A 12,024-nucleotide genomic window follows, 5' to 3' on the forward strand; every position below is an offset into this window, starting at 1 on the left:
CGAGGTCCAGATGAAGGGCATCGCCTAGGAGTTTCCCATGCTGCTTGCCCTGTCGACCTGGTCCGAGATCGAGACCCGCCTGAAGACCAGCCAGACCGTGGTGGTGCCGATCGGTTCGAACGAGCAGCACGGGCCGACGGGCCTCTTGGGCACCGATTGGCTGTGCCCGGAGATCATCGCCCACGAGGCCAGCAAGCGGGCGGGCGATCGCATCCTGGTCGCCCCAACCTTCAATATCGGCATGGCCCAGCATCACCTGGCCTTCCCGGGCACCATCTTCCTGCGGCCTTCGACCTTCATCGCCGCGATTGGCGACTGGGTCCGGTCGCTGGGCGCGCATGGCTTCACGAAGATCTATTTCCTGAACGGCCACGGCGGCAATGTCGCCTCGATCGAGGCGGCGTTCTCCGAGATCTATGCCGACTACAGCTTCCGCCAGACCCGTGCGCCGTTCGCGCTGAAGCTGAAGAACTGGTGGGACCTGGCCGGCGTCAACGCCCTGGCCAACCGACAATTCCCGACCGGCCACGGCTCGCATGCCACCCCGTCCGAGATCGCCGTGACCCAGTGGGCCTATCCGGAGACGATCAAGACCACGGCCTATGAGCCCAAGATCGCCCCGACGGGCCCGATCCGCGAGGCCCTGGACTTCCGCGCCCGCTACGCCGACGGCCGCATGGGTTCGGACCCGGCTCAGGCCACGCCCGAGAAGGGCGGCGAGCTGGTGGACATGGCCGCCAACGCCCTGTTGGAAGACATCGCCGCGTTCGGAGCGGAGAAGGCGCCAGGTTGATCGCGGCGTTTCCCCTTTTCATCGCCTCCCTAGGCCTTGTGCCTAGGGCCCATCGTTCCGCCGGCTTTGCGTGAAACGAAGCGCTGCAACGCTGGCGGCGCCTTCCGATCGATGCTGCGCCCAGCGGCGCCATGGGTCCCAGGCACAAGGCCTGGGAAGGCAGGTTTAGTGGAGCTGAGGAAACTCAAGCTTCCACCACCCGCCGCGCGATCACGGGCTGGCCGTGGCGCGCGGCCATGATCTCGCCGATCACCGCCACGGCCACCTCGAACGGGGCCTTGCCGCCCAGGTCGAGGCCGATCGGGGCGTGGAGCTTGGCGAGGTCGCGGTCGGTCAGGCCGGCCGCCTTCAGCCGCGCCAGCCGCTCGGGCAGGCGACGCCGCGCGCCCAGCAGGCCGACATAGGGCGCGGGCGAGGGCAGGGCGGCCATCACGGCGTCGTGGTCCAGCTCCATATCGTGGCCGCAGACGGCGACGGCGGTCCAGGCGTCCAGGCCGATCGCGGCCAAGGCCTCGCCGGCGGCTTCGCGGCGATAGGCCACGTCGGCCAAAGGCGGCGGGGTTTCCGGTCCTTTCGGCCGCACCAGATGCGTCTCGAAGCCCGACTGCGCGCCGAGGCTCGCGACGGCCAGGGCGGTCGGATCGCCACCCAGCACGATCAGGCGCGGCGTCGGGTCATAGGCGCGCTCGAAGGCGCCGGCCCACAAGGCCTGCGGCTCCTCGACGCACAGACGCTTGAAGCCGTCCGTAACCCAGAAGGCCGGGGCGCGGGCGGCGGCCAGGTCCAGCAGGGTGCGGGCGGCCGGATCGTCGGGCGCGATCTTCTCCACCAGGATCTCGATGCGCGCGCCGCACAGCAGGCGGATGTCCGGCCAGGGACTGCCTTCGCCATAAACCAGGCGGCGCGGCTGGCCGTCGGCGAGGCAGGCGCGAGCGTGGGTCTCGACGTCGGCCTCGATGCAACCTCCGGACAAGAAGCCCGAAACAATTTTTTCGCCGAACACCATCTGGGCCCCGACCGGACGCGGTCCGCCGCCGCCCAGGGCGATGATGGTGGCGAGGGCCGCGGGGCCTCGGGAAAGCGCCGCAGCCAAGGCGGGGCGGGCGTCGTCGGCCATGCCGTGCATCGGCCAGGCGTCGTCGAAGAAGGCGTCGGTCATCATGGCGATGTTAACGCCTCGGCAAGTTTCCAGAAACCGGATGTTCAAACCTTGGCGCGTACCGTTCGCGTCTGTTGGTGTTTTCGCGCACGGATGGCGATGTCCATTTCGGTCACAAAACTCGGTCTGGCTGCGGCCCAGTTCGGCCTCGACGGCGGTAGCTCGTCGGCGCCGCGCGGCCGTTCGCCCGAAGCCGAGACGCGCGACATCCTCAATATCGCCGCCCGCGCTCGCCTGTCGGTGCTGGACGCCTCGGGGCTGTTCGGCCGCGCCGAGACCGTGCTGGGCGACCTGATTCCGCGCCCGGTCCCGTTCCGCGTCACCATCGCCACGGCCCGCGCCGATCGCGGTCCCGACTTTGTCGAGGCCGAGGCCCGCGCCACGCTGCGCCGCATCGGTGTCGAGCGCGCCGATTCGATCATCGTCCATTCGCCCTCGGAACTGTGCGGTCCGCACGGCGCGGCCCTGTGGGACCGCCTGCACCGCCTGAAGGACCAGGGCCTGTTCGCCAAGATCGGCGTCGCGGCCCACGCCACCGACGATCCGGTCGGCGTCGCCAAGCGCTTCAAGCCCGACATCCTGCAAGCCCCGGCCAGCTTGCTCGACCAGCGCCTGCTGGCCGACGGCTCGCTGCAACGCATCGCCGGCATGGGCGTCGAGGTGCACCTGCGCTCGATCTTCCTGAACGGCTTGCTATTCCTGCCACCCGATCGCGTCCCGGCCCAGCTGAAGGGCGCCTCGGGCCGTCTGTCGCGCGTGCGCCGCATGATCGCCGAGGGCCGTTCGGATCCGCTCCAGGCTGCTCTGGGCTTTGCTCTGTCGCGCCCGGAAGGCTCGGCCGTGCTGGTTGGCGTCAACTCGGCCGCCGAGCTGTCGGCTGTCGTGGCCGCCGCCTCGAGCCCGCCGCCGGACCTCGACTGGGACGAGATGGCCATCGACGATCCGGTCGCGCTCGACCCGCGACGTTGGGTCGCCTGATCCACCTCTAGAATCACCAGCGACAGTGAAGGCGGCTCAACCAGCCGCCTTTTTCGCGCGCCTTGGTATCGGCGAATTAAGCATGCTGGTTAGCGACCTATAAGCTTCTGATTCACATCAGTTTTATGAGTTCGGTCTAGCTTGTTCCCAAGATAGGGAGACGCGTCATGATCCTCGCCGTCCTGCAAGCCCGCATGGGTTCGTCCCGCCTGCCGGGCAAGTCGATGGCCACCCTCCAGGGCCAGCCGATGATCGTGCGCCAGCTGGAGCGCCTGCGCGGCGCGCGCTGCCTCTCCAAGATCATCGTCGCCACCAGCACCGACGCGGCCGACGACGCCCTGGCCGGGTTCCTGGTCTCGCGCGGTCACACGGTGCATCGCGGGGCCGGCGCCGATATCCTGGCCCGCATCGCCCGCTGCGCCGAGGCGATCAGCTCGGTCAGCCACGTGGTCCGCCTGAAGGGCGACGCGCCGTTCATGGATCCGGGCATCATCGACGACGCCGTCCGCATGGCCCTGGCCAGCGGCGCCGACTACACGTCCAACCGCGTTCACCGCACCTTCCCGGCCGGGCTCGAGGTCGAAGTGATCAAGGCCAATGTGTTGCGCGACGCCGCCGCCGAGGAGCGTGACCCGCAGGCCCGCATCTCGCCCACCGCCGCCATCCGCAACCAGCCCCAGCGCTGGAGCCAGGCCCATCTGAAGGCTGCCCGCGACTGGTCCAAGCTGGACTGGCGGGTCAAGACCGCCGCCGACCTGGCCTTCGCCCGCTCGATCTACGACGCCCTGCACCCGGTCGATCCGGGCTTCCGCATGGGCGACGTGCTGGACCTGGTCGAGAGCCGTCAGGACATCGCGCGCTTCGCGGCTTAGTCAGTCCTAAACCTCAAACACCCGTCTTCCCGGCGAAAGCCGGGACCCAGATCGTAAAGCTGGGTGGCGCATGCAGAAACGCCCGCGATCCTGTCCGGAACGCGGGCGCTCTTGCATCTGGGCCCCGGCTTTCGCCGGGGAAACGGGATCGATTAGGCCCAAGCCCCGTACGGATCGACCGAGCTTTTACCCAGCGCCTCGGCCACGGCCGGGTGGGTGAGCTCACCGTTCAGGACGTTGAGACCCCGCGCCAGGTGGACGTTGGTCTTCAGCGCGTCCAGGCCCTTGTCGGCCAAGGCCAGGCCGAACGGCAAGGTCGCATTGCCCAGGGCTTCCGACGAGGTGCGCGGCGCCGCGCCCGGCATGTTAGCCACGCAGTAGTGGACGACACCGTCGACGGTGTAGGTCGGCTCGGCGTGGGTGGTGGGCTTGCTGGTCTCGAAGCAGCCGCCCTGGTCGATCGAGACGTCGACCAGCACCGAGCCCGGCTTCATCTGCTTCAGATGCTCGCGACGCACCAGCTTGGGCGCGGCCGCGCCGGCGGTCAGCACCGCGCCGATGATCACGTCGGCTTTCAGGATCTCCTCCTCGACGGCGGCGAAGGTCGAGTAGCGGGTCAGGATGCGGCCCTGGTACAGGTCGTCCAGCTCACGCATGCGCGGGATCGAGCGTTCCAGCACCACGACCTCGGCGCCCAGGCCGGCGGCCATGCGGGCGGCGTTCGAACCGACCACGCCGCCGCCCAGCACGACCACGCGGGCCGGCGGCACGCCGGGCACGCCGCAGAGCAAGAGGCCCATGCCGCCATTGTGCTTGAGCAGCGTCTCGGCCGCCGAGAACACGGCGATCCGGCCGGCCACTTCCGACATCGGGGCCAGTAGCGGAAGGCCGCCGCGCGCGTCGGTGACGGTTTCATAGGCGATGGCCGCGCAGCCGCTCTTCAGCAGGCCCTCGGTCTGGGCGGGATCGGGCGCCAGGTGCAGGTAGGTGAAGAGGATGTGGCGCGGCTCGAGCTTCTCCCACTCGACCTTCTGCGGTTCCTTGACCTTCACGATCATGTCCGCGCCGGCGAAGACGGCCGCAGCGTCCGGGGCGATGGTCGCGCCGGCCTTGACATAGACGTCGTCGGCATAGCCGGCGCCGAGGCCCGCGCCCGACTGGACGAGGACAGTGTGGCCGTGACCGACATATTCACGGACGGCCGTAGGGGTGAGTCCGACCCGGTGTTCGCCCGGTTTGATCTCGGAAGGGACGCCAACGCGCATGATGCTTCCTCCAAAAGCGCTTTGACCGGGACTGTGCGCCTTAGGCAGCGCAGTTTCCCTGGTGATTTCGTGTCTAGAGATCGCTGTTGCGCAGGATTCCTGCGTGATATGTCTCTCGTATGAAGAAAGCCGCCGTTGAGCTGGATAGTTTCGACCGGAAGCTCCTGCACCTGCTGCAGCGGCGAGGCCGCGCCAGCTATGTGGAAATGGCCGAGGCGGTGAATCTTTCCGAGTCCGCGTGCCTTCGCCGGGTCAAGGCGCTGGAGGAGGCGGGGGTCATCGGGCGCTATGCGGCGGTGATCGACGAGCGGGCGGTGGGCCTGCCGCTCAGCGTCTTTGTCACGGTCACCCTGTCGTCCCAGGCCGAGGGCACGCTCAGCGCCTTCGAGAAAGCGATCACGAACGTGCGCGAGGTGGCTGAATGCTATCTGATGACCGGCGGCTCGGACTATCTGCTGCGGCTGGTGGTGCGCGACGTCGACGACCTGGAGCGGGTGCACGCCCAGGAGCTGACCCGCATTCCCGGCGTGGTCCGCGTCAGCAGCAGTATCGCCATGAGAACGGTTGTTAAGCGCGCCGAATTGCCGCTGTGAAGATGTGATTAACCGTTCTTGAGCGGTTGAGTCATAGTTTCTCCCCGACATCAAACCGCGTCGGGGGACGAGATGGTTTCGAGACGGATCCTGCTGGGGGCTCTGGCCGGTATGGCCGCGCCGGCCCTGGCCTTCGCCGAGGGCGACGGCCCGGCCAAGCCCAGCGTTCTCACCAAGAAGGGGCGCCGCACCCGCTCGGCCTTGAGCCACCAGGCGAGCGACAAGGCCGCGCTGGACAGGGCCATGGCCAGCGTCAAGCCGATGGAGGCCGAGCCGGCCCATGCCCCGGCCGCCGCCCACGCGCCGGCGCAGGAGGTCTCGCCCGAAGAGGCCCTGGGTCGCCTGAAGCACGGCAACGCCATCTTCGCCCGCGGCGGCGCCAACCTGATGCTGCCGACCCTGGCCCGCGTGGCCGAGCTGTCCAAGGGCCAGAAGCCGTTCGCGGTGGTGATCGGCTGCGCCGACAGCCGCACCGCGCCGGAGCTGATCTTCGACTGCAATCTGGGTGAGCTGTTCGTCGTTCGCGTCGCCGGCTCGACCGTCGGCCGCGAAGGCCTGGGCTCGATCGTCTATGCCGTCGAGCATCTGGGCGCGCCGCTGATCGTGGTGCTGGGCCACACCAAGTGCGGCGCCGTGGGCGCGGCCGTGGACGTCGCCAAGAAGCACTCGGAGCTGCACGGCGCCCTGCACGAGATGGTGCTGCCGATCATCCCGGCCGTGCTGGAAGCCGACGAGACCCACCCCGCCGACCTGCAGGACGCCGCCATCCGCCGCAACGTCCGCGACATCGCCGGCCGCCTGAAGACCGCCGATGGCGTGCTGGCCGAGCGGATCGAGGAAGGGCGCCTGAAGGTGGTCTCGGCTTGTTACGATCTGGCGACGGGCGTGGTCAGCTTCGACGCTTAGCACCTCTCCATCCGCACCCGACTATCCCCGCGAAAGCGGGGACCCAAGCCGCCTATCAATATCCTGCCTTCCTAGGCCTTGTGCCTAGGACCCATGGCGCGGCTTGGCGGGACGTCGCTGGTTGCCCGCCGCCAATGTGGGCGTCCTCAAAAGTGCTCCGTTGTCCCTGAACGATGGGTCCTAGGCACAAGGCCTAGGAAGGCGGGGATGGGGGAAGGCGGAGAGCATTCCTGATCGTCAGCTTGGGTCCCCGCTTTCGCGGGGATGAGTGGTGTTGGGGTGGCCCGATCAAGCTTAAGTATTCAGCGTAACACTGTCATTCGACTGCCGTTGACCCCTGGTCGCGCTTAGGCTCAATTCGCCTCGATTAGCGCAAATCAGGGGAAGACACGGATGTCGACGGACGAGACGCCGCCGGAAGGCGGTCGCGACACCCAGTCTTCTTTCAAGGCGCGTTGGGACGGCTTCCGTACGCAGGTTGCCGAGCGTTGGCCCGCCGCCCTCAAAGGCCCGGTGGCGATCGCCGTGGCTGGTGCTCTCATCGTCGGCTTTGGCGGCGGTTTCGCGGCCGGTAAGGGCGGCTGGTTCTTCGGCGGCGGCAAGCCGGCGGGTGTCGAGTCGGTCAAGGGCGAGGCCTGGAGCCTGTTTGGCAAGCCGCGCGGCGCCAACGCGCCACGTCGCGGCGTCCCCAAGCCCGAAGGTTTCGCGGTCTGGCAGACCCGCGTCGACAGCAGCGGCTCTGATCCCCTGGCCTGTATCCGCATGAGCAAGGACCTGGATCCGTCCAAGTCCTATGCCGACTTCGTTCTGGTCTCGCCCGACATCGGTCGCCAGCCCTCCGTGCGCGTGAAGGGCGATGAGCTGTGCCTGGGCGGTATCGGCTTCACCGATCACCGCATCACCCTGCTGAAGGGTCTGCCGGCCAAGGGCGGGGATGCGCTGACCGCCAATGCCGATGTCGATTTCACCTTCGGCGAGAAGCCGCCTTACGTCGGCTTCGCCGGCGACGGCGTGATCCTGCCGCGCGAGGAGTCGGACGGCGTCGCCATCGAGACGATCAACGTCCAGACCCTGGCCGTGGAAGTCTGGCGCGTGCCGGACCGCAACCTGGTCCGCAAGTCGATCAGCGCGCCCGATCCGACCGGCGAAGGCGACTGGGCCGGCGACTATGGCGACGACTCGGTGGGCGACGACGGCCGCCGTGTCTGGAAGGGCACGGTGCAGGTCACCGGCGGCGCGACCGGCCAGAAGGCCACCACCGTCTTCCCGTTGGGCGCGGTGCTGAAGGACATGAAGGCCGGCGCCTTCGTCATCAAGGCGCGCGATGCTTCGGGCGCCCGCGATCCCGACGAGGAGAACGGCGACAATAATCCGGCCCAGGCCCGCCGCTGGATCGTGTTCACCGACATGGCCCTGCTGGGCTACGACGGCTCGGAAAGCCTGGACGTGGTGGTCCGCTCGCTGAAGAGCGCCAAGACCCTGTCGGGCGTGCGCGTAGCCCTGGTGGCCGCCGACGGCGAGAGCCTGGCCGAGGCTCAGAGCGACGCCGACGGCCGCGTGCGCTTCCTGCGTCCGCTGCTGAAGGGCCAGGGCGCCGAGCGCGCCAAGATGGTCATGGCCTATGGCCCGCAAGGGGACCTGGCGCTGCTGGACCTGGACCGCTCGCCGGTCGACCTGTCCAAGCAAGGCGTGGGCGGCCGCACCGAAGGTGGCGTCGACGGGCGCAGCGTGGCGGCCGATATCGACGGCTATCTCTATGCCGACCGCGGCATCTATCGCCCCGGCGAGACGGTCCACCTCACCTCGATGGTCCGCGACCGCATGGCCAAGGCCGTCACCGACCGCAAGGGCGAGGTGATCGTCAAGCGGCCCTCTGGCGTCGAGTTCAAGCGCTATGCGTTTGGCCAGGCCAATGCCGGCGCGGTGCTGACCGACATCGCTTTGCCGCGCTCGGCCCCGCGCGGTCGCTGGACCGCCGAGCTGCATATCGAAGGCATCGAGGACGCGACGGGCAGCCTGTCGTTCTCGGTCGAGGACTTCGCGCCGCAACGCCTGGCGGTCACCGCCACGGGCCAGGAGTCCGTCCCGGTCGCGGCCGGCGAGACCCGCAAGGTCGACGTCTCGGCCCGCTTCCTCTATGGCGCGCCGGGCGCTGGCCTGCAGACGCAAGGCGAAGCCCGCCTGCGTGCCGACACCGACCCGTTCCCGGCCTATAAGGGTTTCGAGTGGGGCGACCAGTCCAAGGCCTTCGACGAAAAGTTCATCGACCTGGGCTCGACCGTCACCGACGGCGAGGGTCGGGCGATCCTGTCGGTGGGCGCCACGGACGGGGGCGACACCGCCCAGCCGCTGGTGGCCTCGGTCACCGCTTCCGTGTTCGAGCCGGGCGGCCGTCCGGTCCGCGAGGGTCTGGACCTGAAGGTTCGGGCCAAGTCCGTCTATTACGGCGTCAAGGTCGACCAGGGCGAGGCCGGCAAGGGCGATCCGCCCGTCAGCCTCGACATCATCGCGGTGAACGCCGCCGGCCAGCGCATCGGCGCGACGGCGACCTACACCCTGGTGGCCGAACGCTGGGACTATGACTGGTTCCAACAGAACGGCCGCTGGCAGTGGCGGCGCAGCAGCCGCGACGCGATCGTGGCCAAGGCGCAGGTCAATATCGGCGCCGGCGCTCCCGCCAAGTTCACCCGCCGCCTGGGCTGGGGCGACTATCGCCTCGAGGTCGAGGGCGCGGACGGCGCCAAGACCGTCACCCGCTTCTCGGCCGGCTGGGGCGCCCCCGCTCGCGAGGGCGAGGCGCCGGACGTCGTGCGTGTGTCGGCGGGGACCAAGACCTACAGCCAAGGCGACACGGTCGAGATCACCCTGAAGCCGCCCTATGCGGGCGAGGCCCAGATCGCGGTCGCCACCGATCGCCTGATCGACCTGAAGACTGTGTCAGTTGGGGAGAATGGTGCGACCGTGCGCCTGAAGACCTCGGCCGCCTGGGGCGGCGGGGCTTACATCATGGTCAGCGTCATCCAGCCGCGTGACCCGGTCGCTTCGCCGAAGCCGCGCCGCGCCCTGGGCCTGGTCTATGTCCCGATCGATCCGAAGGGCCGCAAGCTGACCGTGGACCTCGGGACCCCGACCAAGATCGACAGCAAGGCGCCGGTCGAGATCCCGGTGAAGGTGTCGGGCATGGGCTTTGGCCAGAAGGCCAAGATCACCATCGCCGCCGTGGACGAAGGCATCTTGCGCCTGACCCACCAGGACAGCCCCGACCCGGTGAAGTGGTACTTCGGCAAGCGGGCCCTGACCCTGAACTATCGCGACGACTACGGCCGCCTGCTGGATCCGAACCTGGGCGCGCCGGCCAATGTCAATTTCGGCGGGGACGAGGTCGGCGGCGAGGGCCTGACGGTCACGCCGATCAAGACCGTGGCCCTGTGGTCGGGCGTGGTCGAGACGGGCCTGGACGGCAAGGCGGTCGTCAAGCTGCCGGCCGCCGACTTCAATGGTGAGCTGCGGATTCAAGCAGTCGCCTGGACCGACACCGCCGTCGGCTCGGCCTCCAAGCCGCTGACCGTGCGCCAGCCGGTGGTGGCCGACCTGAACCTGCCGCGCTTCCTGGCGCCGGGCGACCAGGCCTATGCCACGCTGGAGCTGCACAATGTCGAGGGCAAGCCGGGCGCCTATACGGCCGAGGCCTTCTCGACCAACGGGCTGAAGGTCGCGTTCAAGAAGGTGTTCCAGCTGATCCTGGGCCAGCGCATCGCCGAGAAGATCCCCTTCCTGGCGCCGGACGTCACCGGCATCGGCAAGATCGGCTTCAAGGTCGCCGGCCCGGGCTTCCAGACGTCGAAGGACTATCCGATCCAGACGCGCCTGGGCTGGGGTGACGTGGTGCGCACCACCACCGAGATCCAGAAGCCGGGCGAGAGCTACACCCCGCCCTACAGCCTGCTGTCGGGCCTGGCGGCGGGCGACGTGACCATGCAGGTCAGCTACTCGCCGATCCGGGGCTTCGACCCCTCGGCGATCGCGGTGGCCCTGCAGCGCTATCCGTACGGCTGCACCGAGCAACTGGTGTCGACGGCCTATCCGCTGCTGTACGCCCAGACCTTCTCGACCGATCCCAAGCTGAAGCGCACGCCGGCGGCCCTCGCGGGCGCGGTGGGCAAGCTGCTGGACCGCCAGACGATGGACGGCGCGTTTGGCCTGTGGCGCGTCGGCGACGGCGAGGCCGATCCGTGGCTGGGCGCCTATGTCGTCGACTTCCTGCTGGAGGCTCGCGCCCAAGGCATCGCCGTGCCCGACAGCGCCATCGACAAGGCCGTCGGGGCCATGCGCCAGGTCAGCCGGCCGGAAGGCTGGGCCTCGGTGGCCTACCGCATGGAGTATCCGGGCTGGTGGGCGAGCAACGAGGACGCCTCCAAGAAGGCGACCGAACGCATGCGCCGCCGCGCGTCTGCCTACGCCCTCTATGTGATGGCCAAGGCCGGCAAGGGCGACCTGGCTCGCCTGCGCTGGTGGCACGACGTGCAGATGAAGGACGAGGCCCAGCCGGTCGCCAAAGCCTATGTCGCCGCCGGCCTCGCCCGCATGGGCGACAACGCCCGCGCCCGCTCGGCCATGCGCCAGGCGGTCTCCTCGCTGGGCTATCGCGACGAGCAGGACTGGTACCAGTCGACCCTGCGCGATACGGCCGTGATCACGGCGCTGGCGGCCGAGTCCAACATGATGGACATCGCCCGCCAGATGCAGGGCCGCCTGGAGAACGTCTCCAAGGACCCCGACGCCCTGAACACCCAGGAACAGGCGGCGCTGCTGCACGCGGCCAACGCCCTGATCCAGGCCTCGGGCCCGATGTCGATCCAGGCGACCGGGGCCAACGCCCTGCCGCCGGCCGGCGGCGCGCCGCGCTGGGCGGTGGGCAAGCTGACGGACGCCAAGTTCGTCAACACCGGCAAGGGAACGCTGTGGCGGACGGTGTCCGTGCGCGGCACCCCGACCTCGGCCCCCGGCGCGACGGCCCAAGGCCTGTCGGTGTCCAAGCGCCTGCTGTCGATGGGCGGCGGTGCGATCGATCCGGCTTCGATCCGCCAGGGTGACCGGGTGATCGTGCTGGTCTCGGGCAGCAACCAGCAGTCCCGCTCGACAGCCCTGGTGGTCGACGACGCCCTGCCGGCCGGCTTCGAGATCGAGACCACCCTGGGCGCCGACGACGCCCAGAACGGTCCGTTCAAGTTCCTCGGCCAGCTGACCGCCGCCGATGTCCAGGAAAGCCGCGACGACCGCTTCATCGCCGCGCTGGACCTGGAAGGCGGCAAGTCGTTCGCCCTGGCCTATGTGGCGCGGGCGGTGACGCCGGGCTCGTTCTTCCTGCCGGGGACGGTGGCCAAGGACATGTACCGCCCGGCCGTGGTGGCGCGGTCCGAGGCCGCGCGCGCGACGATCGCGCCGGGGCAGTGATGGA

Annotated in this window: 7 protein-coding genes and 1 pseudogene; 6 read left to right on the forward strand and 2 right to left on the reverse strand. The window is 69.1% G+C overall.

The features are described from left to right. The first annotated feature begins 37 nt into the window (after positions 1–37). Positions 38–793, forward strand: coding sequence for a creatininase family protein (locus J7528_RS17145; RefSeq protein WP_291876813.1), 756 nt, complete (start codon positions 38–40; stop codon positions 791–793). 184 nt (positions 794–977) lie between these two features. Here the strand turns inward: J7528_RS17145 and J7528_RS17150 are convergent. Then, a pseudogene (locus J7528_RS17150) lies at positions 978–2,059 on the reverse strand (XdhC family protein). On the opposite strand from J7528_RS17150, the gene J7528_RS17155 reads away from it, so the two are divergent. Together J7528_RS17155 and J7528_RS17160 are read left to right on the forward strand one after the other, a co-directional pair. Continuing rightward, entirely contained in the window at positions 2,052–2,930 is an 879-nt protein-coding gene (locus J7528_RS17155; protein WP_291876815.1) for a bifunctional regulator KidO, read from the forward strand. The pseudogene J7528_RS17150 and the gene J7528_RS17155 overlap by 8 nt on opposite strands. 167 nt (positions 2,931–3,097) lie before the next feature. After that, the gene (locus J7528_RS17160) at positions 3,098–3,802 is read left to right on the forward strand and encodes an NTP transferase domain-containing protein (protein WP_291876816.1); all 705 of its coding nucleotides are present in this window, start codon (positions 3,098–3,100) and stop codon (positions 3,800–3,802) included. A 152-nt stretch (positions 3,803–3,954) separates the two neighbouring features. Here J7528_RS17160 and ald read toward each other — a convergent pair whose 3' ends face one another. Continuing rightward, a complete protein-coding gene (gene ald, locus J7528_RS17165; protein ID WP_291876818.1) occupies positions 3,955–5,067 on the reverse strand; it encodes an alanine dehydrogenase in 1,113 nt (370 codons plus the stop codon). A 119-nt stretch (positions 5,068–5,186) separates the two neighbouring features. On the opposite strand from ald, the gene J7528_RS17170 reads away from it, so the two are divergent. The 3 genes from J7528_RS17170 to J7528_RS17180 all read left to right on the forward strand — a co-directional run bounded on the left by J7528_RS17170 (position 5,187) and on the right by J7528_RS17180 (position 12,020). Beyond that, the gene (locus J7528_RS17170; RefSeq protein WP_291876820.1) at positions 5,187–5,660 is read left to right on the forward strand and encodes an Lrp/AsnC family transcriptional regulator; all 474 of its coding nucleotides are present in this window, start codon (positions 5,187–5,189) and stop codon (positions 5,658–5,660) included. 72 nt (positions 5,661–5,732) lie between these two features. Beyond that, positions 5,733–6,566, forward strand: a complete 834-nt coding sequence (locus J7528_RS17175; protein ID WP_291876822.1) for a carbonic anhydrase — start codon at positions 5,733–5,735, stop codon at positions 6,564–6,566. Between the two features lie 393 nt (positions 6,567–6,959). Next, a complete protein-coding gene (locus tag J7528_RS17180; RefSeq protein ID WP_291876823.1) occupies positions 6,960–12,020 on the forward strand; it encodes an alpha-2-macroglobulin in 5,061 nt (1,686 codons plus the stop codon). Positions 12,021–12,024: the final 4 nt, after the last annotated feature.

Source organism: Caulobacter sp., assembly GCF_017744445.1.
Taxonomy (GTDB): domain Bacteria; phylum Pseudomonadota; class Alphaproteobacteria; order Caulobacterales; family Caulobacteraceae; genus Caulobacter.

Bases quoted from the DNA above. Each gene is read 5' to 3' on its own strand.
- J7528_RS17160 (WP_291876816.1), top strand. From the start codon at position 3,098: ATGATCCTCGCCGTCCTGCAAGCCCGCATGGGTTCGTCCCGCCTGCCG.
- J7528_RS17145 (WP_291876813.1), top strand. From the start codon at position 38: ATGCTGCTTGCCCTGTCGACCTGGTCCGAGATCGAGACCCGCCTGAAG.
- J7528_RS17175 (WP_291876822.1), top strand. From the start codon at position 5,733: ATGGTTTCGAGACGGATCCTGCTGGGGGCTCTGGCCGGTATGGCCGCG.
- J7528_RS17155 (WP_291876815.1), top strand. From the start codon at position 2,052: ATGTCCATTTCGGTCACAAAACTCGGTCTGGCTGCGGCCCAGTTCGGC.
- J7528_RS17180 (WP_291876823.1), top strand. From the start codon at position 6,960: ATGTCGACGGACGAGACGCCGCCGGAAGGCGGTCGCGACACCCAGTCT.
- J7528_RS17170 (WP_291876820.1), top strand. From the start codon at position 5,187: ATGAAGAAAGCCGCCGTTGAGCTGGATAGTTTCGACCGGAAGCTCCTG.
- ald (WP_291876818.1), bottom strand. From the start codon at position 5,067: ATGCGCGTTGGCGTCCCTTCCGAGATCAAACCGGGCGAACACCGGGTC.